The sequence below is a fragment of the Streptomyces sp. NPDC002730 genome, from assembly GCF_042888805.1.
In the GTDB taxonomy this organism is placed as follows: Bacteria; Actinomycetota; Actinomycetes; order Streptomycetales; family Streptomycetaceae; genus Streptomyces.
This window is the reverse complement of sequence record NZ_JBIAQG010000019.1, coordinates 34033-53335: the sequence shown is the minus strand read 5'-3', so window position 1 is coordinate 53335 and position 19303 is coordinate 34033. Positions and strand designations below refer to the sequence as shown.

21 protein-coding genes and 1 tRNA gene are annotated in these 19303 nt (G+C 69.5%); 11 read left to right on the top strand and 11 right to left on the bottom strand.

All coding sequences use genetic code 11. The annotated features are described in order from the left end of the window. Positions 1 to 109: 109 nt before the first annotated feature. From ACFYXH_RS37500 to ACFYXH_RS37485, 4 genes are all read right to left on the bottom strand, one after another. The gene (locus ACFYXH_RS37500) at positions 110 to 1324 is read right to left on the bottom strand and encodes an acyl-CoA dehydrogenase family protein (protein WP_389572982.1); all 1215 of its coding nucleotides are present in this window, start codon (positions 1322 to 1324) and stop codon (positions 110 to 112) included. A 7-nt stretch (positions 1325 to 1331) separates the two neighbouring features. Beyond that, positions 1332 to 2354, bottom strand: a complete 1023-nt coding sequence (locus ACFYXH_RS37495) for a phosphotransferase family protein (protein WP_389572980.1) — start codon at positions 2352 to 2354, stop codon at positions 1332 to 1334. A gap of 180 nt (positions 2355 to 2534) precedes the next feature. Next, positions 2535 to 3449 (bottom strand): MBL fold metallo-hydrolase, encoded by a 915-nt coding sequence (locus ACFYXH_RS37490; protein ID WP_389572977.1) that lies wholly within the window; start codon positions 3447 to 3449, stop codon positions 2535 to 2537. A gap of 86 nt (positions 3450 to 3535) precedes the next feature. Continuing rightward, the gene (locus ACFYXH_RS37485) at positions 3536 to 3832 is read right to left on the bottom strand and encodes a hypothetical protein (RefSeq protein ID WP_389572974.1); all 297 of its coding nucleotides are present in this window, start codon (positions 3830 to 3832) and stop codon (positions 3536 to 3538) included. A gap of 108 nt (positions 3833 to 3940) precedes the next feature. On the opposite strand from ACFYXH_RS37485, the gene ACFYXH_RS37480 reads away from it, so the two are divergent. Both ACFYXH_RS37480 and ACFYXH_RS37475 read left to right on the top strand, forming a co-directional pair. Then, positions 3941 to 4075 (top strand): hypothetical protein, encoded by a 135-nt coding sequence (locus ACFYXH_RS37480; RefSeq protein WP_389572972.1) that lies wholly within the window; start codon positions 3941 to 3943, stop codon positions 4073 to 4075. A gap of 10 nt (positions 4076 to 4085) precedes the next feature. Beyond that, complete coding sequence (locus tag ACFYXH_RS37475) at positions 4086 to 5021, top strand: NADP-dependent oxidoreductase (RefSeq protein WP_389572969.1); 936 nt, start codon at positions 4086 to 4088, stop codon at positions 5019 to 5021. A gap of 2 nt (positions 5022 to 5023) precedes the next feature. Here ACFYXH_RS37475 and ACFYXH_RS37470 read toward each other — a convergent pair whose 3' ends face one another. Beyond that, positions 5024 to 5365 (bottom strand): DUF202 domain-containing protein, encoded by a 342-nt coding sequence (locus ACFYXH_RS37470; RefSeq protein ID WP_389572966.1) that lies wholly within the window; start codon positions 5363 to 5365, stop codon positions 5024 to 5026. After that, positions 5362 to 5760 carry a DUF202 domain-containing protein gene (locus ACFYXH_RS37465; RefSeq protein ID WP_327322485.1) on the bottom strand — a complete coding sequence of 133 codons (399 nt, stop codon included), beginning with the start codon at positions 5758 to 5760 and terminating at the stop codon, positions 5362 to 5364. Before ACFYXH_RS37465 ends, ACFYXH_RS37470 begins: the two co-directional genes overlap by 4 nt. Before the next feature lie 53 nt (positions 5761 to 5813). Here ACFYXH_RS37465 and ACFYXH_RS37460 point away from each other — a divergent pair, with 53 nt between their 5' ends. After that, the gene (locus tag ACFYXH_RS37460; protein ID WP_389572962.1) at positions 5814 to 6542 is read left to right on the top strand and encodes a hypothetical protein; all 729 of its coding nucleotides are present in this window, start codon (positions 5814 to 5816) and stop codon (positions 6540 to 6542) included. Here the strand turns inward: ACFYXH_RS37460 and ACFYXH_RS37455 are convergent. Further along, complete coding sequence (locus tag ACFYXH_RS37455) at positions 6522 to 7037, bottom strand: NUDIX hydrolase (RefSeq protein ID WP_389572960.1); 516 nt, start codon at positions 7035 to 7037, stop codon at positions 6522 to 6524. The two genes, ACFYXH_RS37460 and ACFYXH_RS37455, sit on opposite strands and share 21 nt — an antisense overlap. A gap of 113 nt (positions 7038 to 7150) precedes the next feature. Here ACFYXH_RS37455 and ACFYXH_RS37450 point away from each other — a divergent pair, with 113 nt between their 5' ends. From ACFYXH_RS37450 to ACFYXH_RS37440, 3 genes are all read left to right on the top strand, one after another. Next, the gene (locus ACFYXH_RS37450) at positions 7151 to 8806 is read left to right on the top strand and encodes an FAD-binding dehydrogenase (protein ID WP_389572958.1); all 1656 of its coding nucleotides are present in this window, start codon (positions 7151 to 7153) and stop codon (positions 8804 to 8806) included. 205 nt (positions 8807 to 9011) lie between these two features. Then, positions 9012 to 9677, top strand: coding sequence for a molybdopterin-dependent oxidoreductase (locus tag ACFYXH_RS37445; protein ID WP_389573088.1), 666 nt, complete (start codon positions 9012 to 9014; stop codon positions 9675 to 9677). Then, entirely contained in the window at positions 9619 to 10293 is a 675-nt protein-coding gene (locus tag ACFYXH_RS37440; protein WP_389572956.1) for a cytochrome b/b6 domain-containing protein, read from the top strand. The genes ACFYXH_RS37445 and ACFYXH_RS37440 overlap by 59 nt, the downstream gene beginning before the upstream one ends. On the opposite strand, the gene ACFYXH_RS37435 is transcribed toward ACFYXH_RS37440, so the two are convergent. Continuing rightward, complete coding sequence (locus tag ACFYXH_RS37435) at positions 10279 to 11676, bottom strand: gluconate:H+ symporter (protein WP_389572954.1); 1398 nt, start codon at positions 11674 to 11676, stop codon at positions 10279 to 10281. The genes ACFYXH_RS37440 and ACFYXH_RS37435 overlap by 15 nt on opposite strands. A 12-nt stretch (positions 11677 to 11688) precedes the next feature. After that, the gene (locus ACFYXH_RS37430) at positions 11689 to 12195 is read right to left on the bottom strand and encodes a gluconokinase (protein WP_389572952.1); all 507 of its coding nucleotides are present in this window, start codon (positions 12193 to 12195) and stop codon (positions 11689 to 11691) included. A gap of 132 nt (positions 12196 to 12327) precedes the next feature. Here ACFYXH_RS37430 and ACFYXH_RS37425 point away from each other — a divergent pair, with 132 nt between their 5' ends. The 4 genes from ACFYXH_RS37425 (at position 12328) to ACFYXH_RS37410 (ending at position 16593) form a co-directional block, all read left to right on the top strand. After that, complete coding sequence (locus ACFYXH_RS37425) at positions 12328 to 13029, top strand: FadR/GntR family transcriptional regulator (RefSeq protein WP_389572949.1); 702 nt, start codon at positions 12328 to 12330, stop codon at positions 13027 to 13029. A gap of 238 nt (positions 13030 to 13267) precedes the next feature. Further along, complete coding sequence (locus ACFYXH_RS37420; RefSeq protein WP_327322477.1) at positions 13268 to 14728, top strand: amino acid permease; 1461 nt, start codon at positions 13268 to 13270, stop codon at positions 14726 to 14728. Between the two features lie 141 nt (positions 14729 to 14869). Beyond that, entirely contained in the window at positions 14870 to 15955 is a 1086-nt protein-coding gene (locus ACFYXH_RS37415; protein WP_362678892.1) for an S-(hydroxymethyl)mycothiol dehydrogenase, read from the top strand. Then, a complete protein-coding gene (locus ACFYXH_RS37410) occupies positions 15955 to 16593 on the top strand; it encodes an MBL fold metallo-hydrolase (RefSeq protein ID WP_389572946.1) in 639 nt (212 codons plus the stop codon). The genes ACFYXH_RS37415 and ACFYXH_RS37410 overlap by 1 nt, the downstream gene beginning before the upstream one ends. Here ACFYXH_RS37410 and ACFYXH_RS37405 read toward each other — a convergent pair. Together ACFYXH_RS37405 and ACFYXH_RS37400 are read right to left on the bottom strand one after the other, a co-directional pair. After that, positions 16578 to 17507: an RluA family pseudouridine synthase gene (locus ACFYXH_RS37405; RefSeq protein WP_389572944.1), complete on the bottom strand. Its 930-nt coding sequence runs from the start codon at positions 17505 to 17507 to the stop codon at positions 16578 to 16580. The two genes, ACFYXH_RS37410 and ACFYXH_RS37405, sit on opposite strands and share 16 nt — an antisense overlap. A gap of 115 nt (positions 17508 to 17622) precedes the next feature. After that, a tRNA-Leu gene (locus ACFYXH_RS37400) sits at positions 17623 to 17707 on the bottom strand. Between the two features lie 186 nt (positions 17708 to 17893). On the opposite strand from ACFYXH_RS37400, the gene ACFYXH_RS37395 reads away from it, so the two are divergent. Then, positions 17894 to 19228, top strand: coding sequence for a M20/M25/M40 family metallo-hydrolase (locus tag ACFYXH_RS37395; RefSeq protein WP_389572941.1), 1335 nt, complete (start codon positions 17894 to 17896; stop codon positions 19226 to 19228). The last annotated feature ends 75 nt before the right edge of the window (positions 19229 to 19303 follow it).

Genomic DNA, 19303 nt, shown 5'->3' with positions numbered 1-19303 from the left:
CCCGGGGCTCCGCCCCGGACCCCGCACCTCAATCGCCGGCGGCGCTCCTTTGGAGCCCCGCCGGCGATTGGTTCGGGAGGGGGCCGGGTGGGAAAAGCCCCCGGCCAAGCTAGAGGTACTGCTTCAGCTCCCGCCGCGCCAGCGAGCGCTGGTGCACCTCGTCCGGCCCGTCCGCCAGCTTCAACGTCCGCGCCGCCGCCCACAGTTCCGCGAGCGGGAAGTCCTGGCTCACCCCGCCCGCGCCGTGCACCTGCACCGCCTTGTCGAGGATGTCGACGACCGCCCGCGGGGTCGCGATCTTGATCGCCTGGATCTCGGCGTGCGCCCCGCGGTTGCCGACCGTGTCCATCAGCCAGGCGGTCTTCAGGACCAGCAGCCGCAGCTGCTCGACGGAGACCCGGGCGTCCGCGATCCAGTTCTGTACGACACCCTGCTGGGCGATCGGCTTGCCGAAGGCCGTACGGGACACGGCCCGCTTGCACATCAGCTCGATGGCCCGCTCGGCCATGCCGATCAGCCGCATGCAGTGGTGGATACGGCCCGGACCGAGGCGCGCCTGGGCGATGGCGAAGCCGCCACCCTCCTCGCCGATCAGATTCGAGGCGGGCACCCGTACGTTGTCGAAGACGACCTCGGCATGGCCGCCGTGCGCGTGGTCCTCGTAGCCGTACACCTGCATGGCGCGCCGGACCTCCAGGCCCGGGGTGTCGCGCGGCACGAGGATCATCGACTGCTGGCGGCGGATGTCGGCGCTGTCCGGGTCGGTCTTGCCCATCACGATGAAGATCTTGCAGTCGGGGTTCATCGCCCCGGAGATGTACCACTTGCGGCCGTTGATGACGTAGTCGTCGCCGTCGCGGTCGATCCGCGTCTGGATGTTCGTCGCGTCGGACGAGGCCACCTCGGGCTCGGTCATGGCGAACGCGGACCGGATCTCCGCGGTCAGCAGCGGCTCCAGCCACTGCTTCTTCTGCTGCTCGTTGCCGAACTGCGCGAGCACCTCCATGTTCCCGGTGTCGGGGGCGGCACAGTTCAGCGCGGTCGGGGCCAAGTGCGGGCTGCGGCCGGTGATTTCGGCGAGCGGCGCGTACTGCAGATTGGTCAGTCCCGCACCGTGCTCCGCGTCGGGCAGGAAGAGATTCCACAGACCCTGCTTGCGCGCCTCGGCCTTGAGCTCATCAAAGATCGCCGGGGTGTCCCACGGCGAAGCCAGCTGGGCGCGCTGCTCGTGCTCGATCGCCTCGGCCGGGTAGACGTGCTCGTCCATGAAGGCGAGCAGCTTGGCCCGCAGTTCCTCGGTGCGCGCGTCGAATGCGAAGTCCATGGGGTACTCAGCCTTCCTGCAGGGTGGTGAGGCCGTGCTGGATGAAGAGGGGCACGAGATCGCCGATCCGGTCGAAGCCGGCGCCGACGGTCTGGCCGAGGGTGTAGCGGTAGTGGATGCCCTCGAGGATCACGGCGAGCTTGAACCAGGCGAAGGCCGTGTACCAGGAGATGGCGGAGGTGTCGCGGCCGGAGCGGGCGGCGTACCGCTCGATCAGCTCGGCCGCGTCCGGGTGGCCCGCCGCGCCCGCGGTGGTGCTGACGGGGGAGTCGGGCAGCTCCAGCTCGACGCTGTACATCACCAGCAGCCCGAGGTCGGTCAGCGGATCGCCGAGGGTCGACATCTCCCAGTCGAGGATCGCCTTGATCCGGTCGTCCGGGCCGACCAGGACGTTGTCCAGCCGGTAGTCGCCGTGGATGACGGTGGCCGCGGGTGAATCGGGCAGGGCGCGGCCGAGCGCGGCGTGCAGCTCGTCGATGCCGGCCAGCTCGCGGTTGCGGGAGGCGTCCAGCTGCTTGCCCCAGCGGCGCAGCTGCCGGTCGAGGAAGCCCTCGGGTCGCCCGAAGTCGCCGAGACCCACCGACTCGGGATCCACGGCGTGCAGTTCCACGAGGGTGTCGACCAGGCCGAGGACCGCGTCCCTGGTGCGCTCGGGGCCGAGCAGGGCCAGCTCCTCGGCCGTGCGGTACGGAGTGCCGTCCACGAACTCCATGACGTAGAACGGCGATCCGATCACCGAATCGTCCTCGCACAGCAGCACCGGCTCGGGCACCGGTACGGCGGTCGGGTACAGCGCGCTGATCACCCGGTGCTCGCGCTTCATGTCGTGCGCGGTGGCCAGTACGTGCCCGAGCGGGGGCCGGCGGACGACCCAGCGACCGGTGCCGTCGGTGACGGAGTACGTGAGATTGGAGCGGCCGCCCTGAATCAGCCGGGCGCTGAGCGGTCCGCTCACCAGACCCGGCCGCTCGCGGTCGAGGTAACCGCGCAGCTGCTCGGGATCGAGGCCTGGCGGGGGGACTGAGCTCATGGTTGGCACCTCCGGGGGCGCATAAGAACGGATCGCGTTCATGATGACCGACCAGTCGGTATGTAGTCCAGTGCGCAGCAGAACCTGGGGCTGGATCACATGCCCGACCGTCACATTGATGCATATCGGTCACATAGGGGAACAAGGTCGCTCTCGGGCAGACAGCGGTACGGGTACCGCTCAGGCGTGGCAGGCCACCGGTACGCCGCCGTTCATCGCCGCCATATCGCCGAACACGAGAACTGGATCCAGCGGCGAGCCCTCCGGCTCCCCGTCCAGCTCCGCGTACGCCCGGTGCAGATTCGCCACCAGCCGCTCGCTCTCGCGCAGCTCCGCGAAGACCCCGAGATCCGCCCCGCGCGCCGTCTCCAGCGGAGTGCGCCCCTTGGCGTGCCCCTCCTGGGCCAGCTCGGCGACATACCGCAGATAGCGCTCCGTCGCGTCGTAGGCCGACGGGTCGGTGACCGGACCGTGGCCGGGGACCACCGTCGTCGCATCGAGCGAGCGCAGCAGGTCCAGTGCCCGCAGGGACCCGCTCAGCGAGCCCACCGGGATGAAGGGCGTGCCGCCCTGGAAGATCAGGTCCCCGGTGAAGACCACCCCTTGCCGCGGCAGATGCACGACCGTGTCGCCGAGGGTGTGCGCGACGCCGCCGGGGTGGATCAGCCGCACCTCGATGTCACCGACATGGACGGTGAGCCGGTCGTTGTACGTCACGGTGGGGGCGGTGATCGTGATGTCGCCGAAGTCGGTCCGCGGCCACAGCAGATGGAGCTGATGGCCTGCCGCGAGCTGCTCGCTGCGGCACAGGTCGTGCCCGATCACCACGGCCCTCGGAGTGAAGACCGTGTTGCCGTAGGTGTGATCGCCGTGGTGGTGCGTGTTGACGATGGTGCGGGGCAGCGGGACGCCGCTCGCCAGGACCGCGTCACGCAGTGCTCGCGCCCGCCGTTCGGTGGCGGCGGTGTCGATGAGGAGGGTCGACTCCCCGTCGCTGACGAACCCCGCGTTGTTCAGGCACCAGCCGCCGTCCGGCTGGACATAGGCGTGCACTCCCGGCGCGAGCTGGACGGTGTACGGATCCGTTGCGGACAACTGAACTCCCCCGAGTCAAGGCCGAACTGGTCGGTAACAGACTGCCAGTTGGGCATGGCGCGGGGGAAGGCGGGAGCCGGCGGTGCTCAGTGGTCGTCCCAGTGTCCGTCGTGCTGGGCGTGCCGGTGTCCGTCGTGGACGTAGTCCACATGGTCACCGTGCTCCACGGCTGGGTGCCCGCAGCCCGGGCCGTGATCGTGCGCATGACCGCTGTGCGAGACATGCTCGCCCGGCTCGCACTCGTCCCAGTGCCCGGAGTGCGCCCTGTGGAGGTGGCCGTCGTGCGCGTAGTCGACGTGATCGCCGTGCGGAACCTCGGTATGTCCGCAGGCCGGACCGTGTGTGTGCTCGTGCGGGGGATGTTCGTGGTGGAGAACGGGCATGACGCTCACCTTTGATGTGATTCGTGGCGTTCTGTCGATCACCAGGCTAGCCGTGGAGACTCTGGTCATCCTGTATTCCCGGCCCCGTGCCGCGCCCGGGAATACAGGATGACCGCGCACACCGCACACCGCGCAGGCGCACGCGCCGTCCGGCCCGGGGTGCTCGCACTGCCCGGGGTGCGCGTGCTGCCCGGGGTGCTCGTACTGGAGGACCCGGCTTGCGCGAGCGCTGACCACACCTGAGGGTCGGATCATGAAGGCGATCAGCTACAGCCACTACGGCGGCCCGGAGGTCCTGGAGTACGGGGAGCGCCCCGACCCCACGGTCGGTCCCGACTCCATCCTGGTCAAGGTGCGCGCGGCAGCGGTCAACCCGGTCGACTGGAAGGCCCGCGAGGGCTATCTCGAGGCGATGTTCCAAGCGGTCTTCCCGGTCGTGCCGGGCTGGGACGTCTCGGGTGTGGTCGTCCAACCGGGCATCGCTGCAACGGAGTTCGCCGTCGGCGACGAGGTGATGGGATACGTACGCGAGGACTTCCTGTGCCGCGGCACCTTCGCCGAGTACGTCGCCGCTCCAGTCCGCACCCTCGCCCGCAAGCCGCTGAACCTGAGCTTCGAACAGGCCGCCGGGCTGCCGCTGGCCGGCCTCACCGCCTACCAGGTGCTCAACCGCGCGCTCGAGGTGGGCAGTGGGGACACGGTCCTGGTGCACGCGGCCGCGGGCGGCGTCGGCTCGCTCGCCGTACAGCTCGCCAAGCACGCCGGCGCGCGCGTCATCGGCACGGCGAGCGAGCGCAACCACGACCATCTGCGCGAGTTGGGCGCGGAGCCGGTGGAGTACGGGGAAGGGCTCGCCGACCGGGTGCGCGACCTGGCCCCCGACGGCGTCGACGCGGCCTTCGACACGGTCGGCGGGGACGCGCTCAGGGTCTCGGCCGAGGTGCTCGCCCCCCAGGGCCGCGTCGCCTCGATCGCGGACCGCGAGGTCCTCAGCCTCGGCGGCCACTACTGGTGGGTCCGGCCGGACGCCGCGGACCTGACGGCGTTGGCGGAGCTCGCCGAGCAGGGTGTGATCACCGTCCATGTGGACCGGACCTTCCCGCTGGAGCAGACGGCCGAGGCCCATGCGCTGAACGCGGAGGGCCGCACCCGCGGAAAGGTCGTCGTCACCGTCGACTGGGACGCCTGAACTCAGACGATCATCGCGACCGCGAAACCGGCCAGGGCGATCGTGCAGGCCACAGCGGCCAGCGCGGCCCGGTCCGACAGCACCTGCGGTCTGGGCCCGGCGCCCAGCGCGTGCACCCGCCGGTGGGCCACCCGCAGAAAACCCAGCCACACCAGCGCACTGCAGGCCACCGCCACGAACCCGGCCGTGCTCAGATCGCCGCCGGCCACCTGCCGGGCAGCGAGCACGGCCGCCACGGTGAACGCCAGGGTGGTCCTGCGCCACGCCAGCCGGGTTCGCTCGGGCTGCAGCCCCGGATCCCGCTCGGGCTGCAGCCCCGGACCCCGCTCGGGCTCGGCGGTCAACGCCCGCCCTCCCAGCCGAAGAGCACAACCACCACCATCGCCACCGCGACGACGGCGATCACCATGCTCAGGACGGTCGGGAACCGCGAAACGGGCAGATCCTCGCCCCGCCGCATCGCCCGCTCGCACCGCACCCAGTGATTCACGGCGCGCAGCGCACACAGCACCCCGGCGCCCAGCAGCCCGAGCGCCATCCCCGCGCGCATTCCCCAGGCCAGGTCCGGCAGAAACTGATCGACCGCGAACCCGCCGCCGATCAGTGCGAGCGCCGTACGCAGCCAGGCGAGAAAGGTCCGCTCATTGGCGAGCGAGAACCGGTAGTCGGGAGTCTCGCCCTCCTCCCGCACCCGCTGGGGCGCGAACCACAGCCGCAGGCTCCGTCCGATTTCGCTCACATGCCGCACCCTACCTGCGGGGTTGTCAGTGGCCCCGGCTACCGTGCGGCGGCATGGGCGACCAGGTGCACATCCCCGAGTACGAGCAGGAATTCGAGCTGGTGGCGGCCGAGGAGCTGGTGACCGGTCCGGCCTTCTGGTTCCTCCATCTGTGCTCGTGGCACGAGGAGCGGGAAGCCGTACGAGAACGCTTCGGCGCCGACACTGCCGATGTGGACGCGCTGTACGAGCAGCTCGCCGACGAAGAACACTGGCCGGTCTTCCGCGTCCCCCTCGGCGGCGGGCACACCGCCGTCGTCGCGCACCGCAACTTCCCCCAGGACAGCGGTATCGATTACTTCGTCCGCCACCCCGAGTGGGGGCGGCTCGGACACCTGGGTCAGATGGACGGTCATGACAGCGGACCCGGGCTGTCCTGGCACGAACTGACCGCCATCGCCGCCGCTGTGCCGGATGGCGTGGAAGGCCTCGCCGATCCCGCCGAGCGGTTTCTGATGCTGTTGCCCATGCTGCGCGACATCGACATGCCGCACGACGCCGCGGCGGTCGTCGCCCAGGCGCTGACGGACTGCGGCATACCTCAGGAGCACGCGCAGGACGTCGCGGGCAAGATCCTCGACAACTCCTTCTGGCAGCTGCCGAGTTGGGTCGTACGGGACGGCAGTCCGATCCCGGTCTGCGGCAGCGACCACAGCCCCCGGGCGCTTCCCCTGGCGCTGGGCATCACCTCTGACCAGGCCGGGGATCTCGCCGACGCCCTGTCAGGAGGGCTGCGTACCTGACTCCCGCAGCCGTTCGTACGCCGCGAGACCGTCCGGCGTCCACTCCCACTCCGTGAGCCGCCGTTCCAGCTCCTCCTCCGGCAGGAAGTCGTGCCAGGCGATCTCCTCGGCCTGTGGGTGCACCGGCAGCTCGCAGCGGACCTCGTACACGGCCGACCACCAGGTCCGCTCGCCGTTCTCGTACAGGAACTTGAACAGCGGTACGGGCCTGGGGAGTCCGGAGACCCCGAGCTCCTCCTCGGCCTCGCGCAGCGCCGCCTCGTCGTAGCTCTCGCCCGCGCCGACGACCCCGCCCACGAACATGTCGTACAGCGATGGGAAGACCAGCTTCGTCGGCGTGCGGCGGTGGACGAAGATCCGGCCCTCCGCGTCCCTGACGAGGATGAACGCGCAACGGTGGCGCATCCCGCGGGTGTACGCCTCGCCGCGCGGGGCCTGGCCGATCACCTCGTCGTTCTCATCGACGATGTCCAGGATTTCGTCAGCGGGAGTCATGACTCCATCCAATCACCGGTCGGCCGGGCTGTTGACTAGTTACTGGCCCGTACCGAAGATCGGACCACCGCACGTGCCCATGACACGGCCCGAGCCCGACGAGGATGGAACCCATGGCGTACGACGCTGATGTGATTGTGATCGGGGCAGGGCTGGCGGGCCTGGTGGCCACCGCGGAGCTCGTCGACGCGGGGCGCAAGGTCATCCTGCTCGATCAGGAGCCCGAGCAGTCCATCGGCGGGCAGGCGCACTGGTCCTTCGGCGGCCTGTTCTTCGTCGACTCGCCCGAGCAGCGGCGGATGCGGATCAAGGACAGCCGGGCGCTGGCGCTGCAGGACTGGCTCGGCACCGCGGGCTTCGACCGCGACGAGGACCGGTGGCCGCGCGAGTGGGCCGAGGCATACGTCGACTTCGCCTCCGGTGAGAAGCGGGCCTGGCTGCACGCGCAGGGAATGCGGTTCTTCCCGGTGGTGGGCTGGGCCGAGCGCGGCGGCTACGACGCCACCGGCCACGGCAACTCCGTACCGCGCTTCCACGTCACCTGGGGCACCGGACCCGGCGTCGTCGCGCCCTTCGAACGGCGGGTCAGGGAAGGCGTCGCGCGTGGCCTGGTCCAGCTGAAGTTCCGGCACCGCGTCACCGGGCTGAGCAGCAGCGCCGGAGTGCTGGACACTGTCAGCGGCGAGGTTCTCGAGCCGTCCGCCGCCGAGCGCGGCACCGCGAGCAGCCGTGAGGTGGCCGGCGCCTTCGAGTTCCGCGCGCAGGCGGTGATCGTCACCTCGGGCGGCATCGGCGGCAACCACGATCTCGTACGCGCCCAGTGGCCCGAGCGGCTCGGCACCCCGCCCGAGAAGATGCTCTCCGGCGTCCCCGCACACGTCGACGGGCTGATGCTCGGCATCGCGGAGGGCGCGGGCGCGAGCCACATCAACCGCGACCGGATGTGGCACTACACCGAGGGCATCGAGAACTGGAACCCGATCTGGGCCAGACACGGCATCCGCATCCTGCCCGGCCCCTCCTCGCTCTGGCTGGACGCGCGCGGCAAGCGGCTGCCCGTCCCGCTCTTCCCCGGCTTCGACACCCTCGGCACGCTGGAACACATCATGAAGTCGGGTTACGACTACACCTGGTTCGTGCTCGACCAGAAGATCATCGGCAAGGAGTTCGCACTGTCGGGCTCCGAGCAGAACCCGGATCTGACAGGGAAGTCGATCCGCGATGTGATCGGCCGCGCCCGGGCCGATGTCCCGGGCCCGGTGAAGGCCTTCATGGACAACGGCGTCGACTTCGTCGTCGAGCGCGATCTCTCCGCACTCGTACGAGGGATGAACGCACTCACCAAGGAGCCGCTGATCGACGAGGCGGAGCTGCGGCGCGAGATCACCGCGCGGGACCGGGAGATCAAGAACCGGTTCACCAAGGACCTCCAGGTCACGGCCATCCGCGGGGCTCGCAACTATCTCGGCGACAAGCTCATCCGCACGGCCGCACCGCACCGCATCCTCGACCCCAAGGCCGGACCGCTGATCGCCGTACGGCTGAACATCGTCACCCGCAAATCCCTCGGCGGCCTGGAGACCAATCTGTCCTCGCGGGTACTCGGAGAGGACGGCCGGCCGCTGGCGGGTCTGTACGCGGCGGGCGAGGCGGCCGGCTTCGGCGGCGGCGGGGTGCACGGCTACCGCTCGCTGGAGGGCACATTCCTCGGCGGCTGCATCTTCTCGGGGCGGGCGGCCGGGCGGGCGGCGGCGAAGGCGGTGGGCTAGTGCTCGCCCGGGCAAATCAAGCCTCTCCGGCGATTGAGGAGCGGGGGCCCGGGGGCGGAGCCGCCGAAGAGCGCGAGTGTGACGAAAGTCTGACGTGCGGCCGATTTTCCTGGCGCCCACGCTTCCGTGGTGTTCGAATCGAAGGGTGACCACACACCACTCCGACGAAGAGGGCGCGCCCGTCGGGCGCCGCTTGGTGCTCGGCATGCTCGGCCTCGGCGCTACCGGAGTCGTGGCGGCGCCGTATCTGCAGCGCGGGCTCGAGTCCTTCCTCGGCGCGGCCTCGGACAAGGACCCGACCGGTCTGAGCGGGCTGCTGCCCAACGGCGGCGGCTTCCGCTACTACTCGGTCGCCACCTCCGTACCGCGCAAGGACCAGCAGAGCTACCGGCTGACCGTCGACGGTCTGGTCCACCGCCCGGCGACCTACACCCTGGACGCGCTGCGCAAACTGCCGCAGACCCGGGTCGTACGCGACGTGCAGTGCGTTACCGGCTGGCGGGTCCCCGACACCCCGTTCGCGGGCGTCAAGCTGTCGCTGCTGCTGGACGCCGCGGGCGTACGCCCCGAGGCCAAAGCGATCCGCTTCAGCTGCTTCGACGGCACGTACAGCGAGAGCCTGACCCTGCCGCAGGCCCGCCGCGACGATGTGCTGGTGGCCCTGCAGATGCAGGACAGGCCGGTCAGCCACTCCCACGGCGGCCCGGTCCGGCTCTATGTCGCGCCGATGTACTTCTACAAGTCGGCGAAATGGCTCTCCGGGATCACCGTCACCGACGGCGTCCGGCCCGGCTACTGGGAGGAGCGGGGCTATGACGTCGACGCCTGGGTCGGCCGGTCCAACGGCCGCACCGACACCCCCACTGTCTGAACGGCCCGCGCGGGTACGGCGGTTCAGCCGCGCCGAGCGCTGGGTGCACCGCACGACCGCCGCGCTGATGCTGCTGTGTGTGGCGACCGCCGCGGCTCTGTACATACCCCAGATCGCCGAACTCGTCGGCCGCCGCTATCTGGTGGTCACCGTCCATGAGTGGGCCGGGCTGCTGCTGCCCGTGCCGTTCCTGCTCGGTCTCGCCTCGCCCGCCTTCCGAGCCGATCTGCGCAGGCTGAACCGCTTCGGGCCGCACGACCGTACGTGGCTGCGTGCGGCCCGCCGGCGCGACCGCCGTCCCGAGTCCCGTCCCGCGGGCAAGTTCAACGCCGGGCAGAAGGTGTACTCGGCGTGGATCGCGGGCGCGGTGCTGGTGATGCTGGCGACCGGGCTGCTGATGTGGTTCACCCACCTGACACCACTGGTGTGGCGGACCAGCGCGACTTTCGTCCATGACTGGCTTTCGCTGACCGTCGGCATCGTGCTGGCCGGACATATCGGAATGGCGCTCGCCGACCCGGAGGCACGGAGGGGTATGCGTACCGGGTCGGTCGAGCGCCCGTGGGCCAAGCAGGAACACCCGCTGTGGCTGGACGACCGACTAGAGGACGAGTGACAGCAGCAGTACGAAGCCGAGGCCGACCACGGAGATGATCGTCTCCATCACCGACCAGGTCTTGATCGTCTGGCCGACGGTCATTCCGAAGTACTCCTTCACCAGCCAGAATCCGGCGTCGTTGACATGGCTGAAGAAGAGCGAGCCCGTGCCGATCGCCAGCACCAGCAGGGCCGCGTGCGTGGTCGACATATCGGCCGCGAGCGGCGCGACCAGACCGGCGGCGGAGATGGTCGCCACCGTCGCCGAGCCGGTCGCCAGACGGATGGCCACCGCGATCAGCCAGGCCAGCAGCAGCGCCGGAATCGCCCAGTCCTTGGACAAGTCCAGGATCATCTGGCCCACGCCGACGTCGATCAGCGTCTGCTTGAAGCCGCCGCCCGCGCCCACGATCAGCAGGATGCCCGCGATCGGGGCGAACGACTTCTCGACGGTGGAGGAGAGCCGTTCCTTGGTGAACCCGGCCGCGCGTCCCAGCGTGAACATTCCGACGATGACCGCGGCGAGCAGGGCGATGAGCGGCGAGCCGATGACGTCGGTGACGCGCTGGACGCCGCTTTCCTTGTTGTCGACGACGATGTCCACCAGCGCCTTGACCAGCATGAGGACGACCGGAAGCAGCACGGTGGCCACGGTGGCGCCGAAGCCGGGACGCCGGTCCAGGTCTTCGGAGGGACGCTGCGGAATCATGCGCTCCGGTGCCGGGATGTCCACCCAGCGCGCGGCGAATCGGGAGAAGACAGGGCCCGCGATGATCACGGTCGGGATGGCGACCACCAGACCCAGCGCCAGCGTGACGCCGAGGTTGGCGCCGATGGCGTCGATCGCGACCAGCGGTCCGGGGTGCGGCGGGATCAGCCCGTGCATCACGGAGAGGCCTGCCAGGGCCGGGATGCCGATCCGCATGAGCGAGTAGTTGCCGCGCTTGGCGACGAGCAGTACCACCGGGATCAGCAGCACGATGCCGACCTCGAAGAAGAGCGGCAGCCCGATCACCGAGGCGATGAGCACCATCGCCCACGGCATGGCGCGCCCGCCCGCCTTGGCGAGGATTGTGTCGACGATCTGGTCCGCGCCGCCGGAGTCCGCGAGCAGCTTGCCGAGGATCGCACCGAGCGCGATGAGCACGCCCACACCGGCGACGGTGGTGCCGAGGCCGGTGGTGAAGCTGACGATGGCCTTGTCCAGCGGGGCGCCGGCGAACGCGCCGAGAGCCAGTGAGCCGATGGTCAGCGCCAGAAAGGCATGGAGCTTGAACTTGGTGACGAGAACGACGATGACGGCGATGCCCGCGAGGACGGCGATGCCCAACTGCGCGTTGCCGGCCGAAGTGATCGTTTCGGTGGCGTCCGCCGCCAGCGTCTCGACGCTGAGACTGGTCACGGTGGCGATTCCTCAGCTCTCGAGCCGACGCAGTGCGGCGACGGCCCGTTCGGTTATTTCTTCCGGAGTGCCGGACACATCGACGGCGACGCCCGCCTCGTCCCCGAGCGGCTGGAGCGTGGCGAACTGCGAGTCCAGCAGCGCGGCGGGCATGAAGTGGCCCTTGCGCTCGGACATCCGCTGTTCGACGAGCGCCCGGTCGCCGGTGAGATGGAGGAAGACAGCACCGGGCGCGGCGGCCCGCAGCCGGTCGCGGTAGACCCGCTTGAGCGCGGAGCTGGACACCACTCCGCCGAGGCCCGCCCTGCCGTGCGCCCACTGCCCGATGGCATCGAGCCAGGGCCGGCGGTCCGCGTCGTCCAGCGGGGTGCCGGCCGACATCTTGGCGATGTTCGCCGGGGGATGGAAATCGTCGCCCTCGGCATACGGGACGCCCAGTGCGGCGGCGAGCAGGGGACCGATCGTGGTCTTGCCGGTGCCTGTCACGCCCATCACCACGACGACATGGGGGGTGCTCATTACGTGCCTCGCTGTCTTCGTCGACATCGGTCCGTCGCGCTACTGAAACTCATTAGGTATGACGTATTCAAGAGGTCGAGATCTAAACGTCATACTTTTCGTTCTCGAATCGTGCCCCCGTACTCTTGCCCCATGACCACTGAGGGCCGGGGCCTCCATGCCCATGTGCTGGACAACCTGGGCCTCGCGATCACCGCGGGCGAGTATCCACAGGGCAGCGTGTTGCGCACGGACGAGGTGGCGCAGCGCTTCGATGTCTCGCGCACCGTCGTCCGCGAAGTGGTCCGGGTCCTGGAGTCGATGCACCTCGTGGAGTCCCGGCGCCGGGTCGGTGTGACCGTCCGCCCGACCGAGGAGTGGAACGTCTACGACCCGCGGGTCATCCGCTGGCGGCTGGCCGGCACCGACCGCCCGCGCCAGCTGCGCTCACTGACCGTGCTGCGCTCGGCCGTCGAGCCGGTCGCGGCCGGGCTCGCCGCCCGCAACGCCACCCCCGAGCAGTGCGCCGAACTCACCGAGTGCGCCCTGGGCATGGTCGCCACCTCGCGCGGACACCAGCTCGAGGGATATCTGAAGCACGACATCGCCTTCCACCGTGTTGTGCTCAACGCCTCCGGCAACGAGATGTTCGCGCGGCTCGGAGATGTGGTCGCCGAGGTCCTCGCCGGCCGTACGCACCACCAGGTGATGTTCGACGACCCCGATCCGGCGGCCGTGACCCTGCATGTCCAGGTCGCCGAGGCGGTCCGCGAGGGCGACGCGGTCCGGGCCGAGGAGATCACCCGCCAGATCTCGGTCGGGGCGCTCGCGGAACTGGATGTGCTGGCGCCCTGAGGCGTCCGGCGCCGCCGCACCCCTGACGTGGCGAGTGCGTGCGCGACCTTGGTTTACTGGGCCGTAACCTCTGAAACACCTCAGATCTATTCCTGCGTGACCTAGGCCACTGCCAAAATCGCAGGGTTGCCCTGATTATGTTCCGGGTTATGTGCCGTCGGGCCATAACAGGGTGACCACCCCCCCACCGGTTACGGCCGGGACGCCCACCCCTCCCCTCACGAAGGCGAACTTCTCCATGAGTGACCGCACCACTGCGGCCGAAACGCTCGCCGCCGGGGCACCGGCGAAGAGCTCCCCCCACGTCGACGCAGGCGACGCCGGCTACAGCAAGGACCTCAAGTCCCGCCACATCAACATGATCGCCATCGGCGGAGCGATAGGCACCGGCCTGTTCCTCGGCGCGGGCGGACGGATGGCCGGCGCGGGTCCTTCGCTGGCCATCGCCTACGCGGTCTGTGGTGTCTTCGCCTTCTTCGTCGTCCGCGCGCTCGGCGAGCTGGTCCTCTACCGCCCCTCATCCGGTGCCTTCGTCTCGTACGCCCGTGAGTTCATGGGCGAGAAGGGCGCCTTCGCGGCCGGCTGGCTCTACTTCCTCAACTGGTCGACCACCGCGATCGCCGACATCACCGCGGCCGCCACCTACGCCCACTTCTGGGCCATGTTCAGCGATATCCCGCAGTGGGTCCTCGCGCTGATCGCACTCGCCGTCGTCCTCACCGCGAACCTCATCTCGGTGAAGTACTTCGGTGAGATGGAGTTCTGGTTCGCGATCATCAAGGTCGCCGCGCTGGTCGCCTTCATGATCGTCGGCATCTTCCTGGTGGTCACCCAGCACCCGGTCGACGGCCACACCCCCGGCTTCTCCACCATCACCGACAACGGCGGCATCTTCCCGACGGGCATGCTGCCGATGCTGCTGGTGATTCAGGGCGTCGTCTTCGCGTACGCCTCCGTCGAGCTGTGCGGCGTCGCCGCGGGTGAGACCGAGAGCCCCGAGAAGATCATGCCCAAGGCGATCAACTCGATCATGTGGCGTGTCGGTCTGTTCTACGTCGGCTCGGTGGTGCTGCTCGCGCTGCTCCTCCCGTACACGGCGTACTCCGGCGACCAGAGCCCCTTCGTCACCGTCATGGACAAGCTCGGCGTCCCGGGCGCGGCCGGCGTGATGAACCTCGTGGTGCTGACCGCGGCGCTCTCCAGCCTGAACTCCGGCCTGTACTCCACCGGCCGCATCCTGCGCTCCATGGCGCTGTCGGGCTCCGCACCCAAGTTCACCGGCCGGATGAACAAGGGCCAGGTGCCCTACGGCGGCATCCTGCTGACCGCAGGCTTCGGTGTGCTGGGCGTTGCGCTCAACTATGTCGTGCCCGGCCAGGCCTTCGAGATCGTCCTGAACCTGGCGTCGATCGGCATCCTCGGCACCTGGGGCATGATCATGCTCTGTTCGCTGCTGTTCTGGCACCGTGCGCAGGACGGCCGGGTCACCCGCCCCGCCTACCGGCTGCCCTGGGCCCCGTACACCCAGATCGTCACGCTGTTCTTCCTCGCCACCGTGGCCTTCCTGATGTGGTGGGGCGGCGGTGTGGGCCGTACGACCGTGATGTTCCTGCCGCTGATCGCGGCGGCGCTGGTCGGTGGCTGGTACCTGGTCCGCGGCCGGGTGAGCGCCATCGCGCAGGAGCGCCAGGACGCCTGACCGAATCATTTCCAGGAGAACGGCCCCCGCGAGATCGCGGGGGCCGTTCCCGTACCGGTCGGCCGTGGTGCGGACCGTGGCCCGCGCCGTGACAGTCCATAGTGGTGGTCGACTTCACATGCGAAGAAGGGCAGGTTCTCTATGTCGCAGCAGGTGCAGGGCGTGGTCGCGCCAGGGAAGAACGAGCCGGTACGGGTCGAGACGATCATCGTCCCCGATCCCGGACCCGGAGAGGCCGTGGTGAAGGTGCAGGCGTGCGGCGTCTGCCACACCGATCTGCACTACAAGCAGGGCGCGATCAACGACGACTTCCCCTTCCTGCTCGGGCATGAGGCCGCGGGGGTGGTGGAGTCGGTCGGCGCGGGCGTCACGGACGTCGCTCCCGGCGACTTCGTCGTCCTCAACTGGCGTGCCGTGTGCGGACATTGTCGCGCCTGTCTGCGCGGCCGCCCCTGGTACTGCTTCGCCACGCACAACGCCGAGCAGAAGATGACGCTGACCGATGGCACCGAGCTCTCCCCGGCGCTCGGCATCGGCGCCTTCGCCGAGAAGACCCTGGTCGCCGCCGGCCAGTGCACCAAGGTCGACCCGGCGGTCTCGCCGGCTGTCGCGGGTCTGCTGGGCTGCGGGGTGATGGCCGGCATCGGTGCCGCCATCAACACCGGCCAGGTCGGCCGCGGTGACTCCGTCGCGGTCATCGGCTGCGGCGGCGTGGGCGACGCGGCCGTCGTCGGCGCACGCCTGGCGGGCGCGGCCCGCATCATCGCCGTCGACATCGACGACCGCAAGCTCGAGACGGCGAAGAGGATGGGCGCCACCCACACCGTCAACTCCCGTTCCGGCGACCCCGTCGAGGCGATCCGCGAGCTCACCGGAGGCTTCGGCGCCGACGTCGTCATCGAGGCGGTCGGCCGACCGGAGACATACGAACAGGCCTTCTACGCCCGCGACCTGGCCGGCACGGTCGTTCTCGTCGGTGTGCCGACGCCCGAGATGAAGCTGGAGCTGCCGCTCCTCGATGTCTTCGGCCGCGGCGGCGCGCTCAAGTCCTCCTGGTACGGCGACTGTCTGCCGTCCCGTGACTTCCCGATGCTCATCGACCTCCATCAGCAGGGCCGTATCGACCTCGGCGCGTTCGTGACCGAGACCATCGGACTCGGCGACATCGAGAAGGCCTTCGCCCGGATGCACGAGGGTGACGTACTGCGTTCGGTGGTGCAGTTCTGATGAACCCCCGGAACTGCAGGATCGACCATCTGGTCACCTCCGGCACCTTCTCGCTCGACGGCGGCACCTGGGACGTCGACAACAACGTCTGGATTGTCGGCGACGACCAGGAGGCGATCGTCGTCGACGCCGCCCATGACGCCGCGGCCATCCTCGATACGCTCGGCGGCCGTACGCTGCGCGCCATCGTCTGCACCCACGCGCACAATGACCACATCGACGCCGCTCCCGCCCTCGCCGCCGCCACCGGCGCGCCGATCCTGCTCCACGCCGACGACCTGCCGCTGTGGAAGCAGACGCACCCGGACCGCGCCCCCGACGGCGAACTCGTCGACGGCCAGGTGCTGGAAGTGGCCGGGACGCGGCTGCGCGTATTGCACACACCCGGCCATGCCCCCGGTGCCGTATGCCTCTACGCGCCCGAGCTGTCCACGGTCTTCACCGGCGACACGCTCTTCCAGGGCGGCCCCGGCGCCACCGGCCGGTCCTTCTCGCACTTCCCGACGATCATCGACTCGATCCGGGACCGGCTGTTCACACTGCCGCCGCAGACCGTGGTGCGCACCGGCCACGGCGACGCGACCACCATCGGAGACGAGTCACCTCAGCTCGTGGAGTGGATTCAGAGGGGCCACTGAGTCAGCCGTAGCCTGCTCTCGAAGCGGTACGGCTCTCCCGTCACCGGGTCGGTGAACTCCAGCACCTTCGCCAGGAGTTGAAGGGGACGGGAGTAGTCGTGGGGCCCCGCCTCCTGGACGACCGGATAGACCGGGTCGTTCAGGAGCGGCAGCCCCAGGCTGTTCATATGGACCCGCAGCTGATGCGTGCGGCCGGTGGCCGGGAGCAGCCGGTACCGGCCGAGCCCGGCGCGGTGCTCGAGCAGCTCGATCCGGCTCTCGCTGTTCGGCTCGCCCGGCTCCTCGCGTGCGGCGATCACCCCGCGCTCCTTCACGATCCTGCTGCGTACGGTGCGGGGCAGCGCCACCGCCGGGTTGTACGGTGCCACCGCCTGGTACTCCTTGCGCACCTCCCGGTCCCGGAACAGCGTCTGGTACGCGCCCCGGTCCCCGGGCCGTACGACGAAGAGCGCGAGCCCCGCGGTCAGCCGGTCGAGACGGTGCGCGGGCTGCAGCTCGGGCAGTTCCAGATCGCGGCGCAGCCGGGCGAGCGCCGTCTCGGTGATGTGCCGGCCGCGCGGCGTGGTGGCGAGGAAGTGGGGCTTGTCGGCGATCACGAGACGCTCGTCGCGATGGACGATCCCGATGTCGAAGGGGACGGGCTCCTCGGGGGCGAAGTCCCGGTGGAACCAGAGATACCGGCCGGCGGTGTAGGGCTCGTCGGCGGCGACAGGACCGTCCGTACCGACGATGCGGCCCTCGCGGAACATCGCGTCGACGGTTTCGGCGCCGATGGCGTCGGCGTACCGCCCGGCGAGATGGTCGCGCACCGTCGCCCAGGCGCCGTCCGGATCGGCGGGCAGCCGCAGCCGCACCGGGTCGATCCCGTCGCGCTGGGGGAGCGGCGCGGCCGGGGCTCTGTGTCTGCGTCTCACCGACGTGACTGTATGCCCACTACATCGGATGCCGGTATCGGATACCGGTGGAACGGGGGCCGGAGCCGAGGGTGCACAAAAAGATCCCCACGGGAATCCGTGGGGATCTTGATTGTGTCCGAGGGGGGACTTGAACCCCCACGCCCGATAAAGGGCACTAGCACCTCAAGCTAGCGCGTCTGCCATTCCGCCACCCGGACCAGGTGTCTGTCTCGCGGCGCTGGGCCGTTCCGACGTGGAAAACCATAGCAAACATTCGACTGTGCTCGATCACGCCCGGATCCGGTGTGACGGCCCTATGGCGGCGGACAGTCGCCCTTGGGGTACGGGGCGGGGCGCGGGAGGATGAGGGGGAACCACCAGCAGCGACAGTGGGAGGAATCAGCGTGAGCGAGTCGAACAGGGCCGACAAGACCAAGCCCCTTTCGGGTGAGGACGAGGTCGTCGACCTCTGCCGTGAGCTGATCCGGATCGACACGAGCAACTACGGCGACCACTCGGGTCCGGGGGAGCGGGCCGCCGCGGAGTACGTCGCGGAGAAGCTCGCCGAGGTCGGGCTCGAGCCGCAGATCTTCGAGTCCCACAAGGGCCGCGCCTCCACAGTGGCCCGTATCGAGGGTGAGGACCCGTCGAGGCCCGCGCTGCTCATCCACGGCCACACCGACGTCGTACCGGCCAACGCCGACGACTGGACCCACCACCCCTTCTCCGGCGAGATCGCGGACGGCTGTGTGTGGGGCCGGGGCGCGGTCGACATGAAGGACATGGACGCCATGACCCTGGCGGTCGTACGGGACCGGCTGCGCAGCGGCCGCAAGCCCCCGCGCGACATCGTGCTGGCCTTCCTCGCCGACGAGGAGGCCGGCGGCACGTACGGGGCGCGGCATCTGGTCGACAAGCACCCGGATCTCTTCGAGGGCGTGACGGAGGCGATCGGCGAGGTCGGCGGCTTCTCCTTCACCGTCAACGAGAATCTGCGGCTCTATCTCGTCGAGACGGCGCAGAAGGGCATGCACTGGATGCGGCTCACTGTGGAAGGCACCGCCGGGCACGGGTCGATGACCAACAACGACAACGCCATCACCGAGCTCTGCGAGGCGGTCGGCCGGCTCGGTCGGCACAAGTGGCCGGTAAGGATGACCAAGACCGTACGGTCCTTCCTCGACGAGCTCTCCGACGCGCTCGGCACACCGCTCGACCCGGAGGACATGGAGGCGACACTCACCAAGCTCGGCGGCATCGCCAAGATGATCGGCGCCACGCTGCGCAACTCCGCCGCCCCCACCATGCTCGGCGCCGGCTACAAGGTGAACGTGATCCCCGGGCAGGCGACCGCACATGTCGACGGGCGCTTTCTGCCGGGGTACGAGGAGGAGTTCCTGGCCGACCTCGACCGGCTGCTGGGCCCTCGGGTCAAGCGGGAGGACGTGCACGGGGACAAGGCGCTCGAGACCAGCTTCGACGGGGATCTCGTCGACGCCATGCAGATCGCGCTCAAGGCCGAGGACCCGATCGCCCGGGCCGTGCCGTACATGCTCTCCGGCGGAACCGACGCCAAGTCCTTCGACGACCTCGGCATCCGCTGCTTCGGCTTCGCGCCGCTCAAGCTGCCGCCGGAGCTGGACTTCGCGGGGATGTTCCACGGGGTGGACGAGCGGGTTCCGGTGGACGGCCTGAAGTTCGGCGTACGGGTTCTTGACCGATTCCTGGACCAGTGCTGAACCGTATCGGGGTCAGATCTGCTGAAACGGAACTCTAATAATCGCCAGTGCGTGCGTACTTGACCAAAAAGAGTG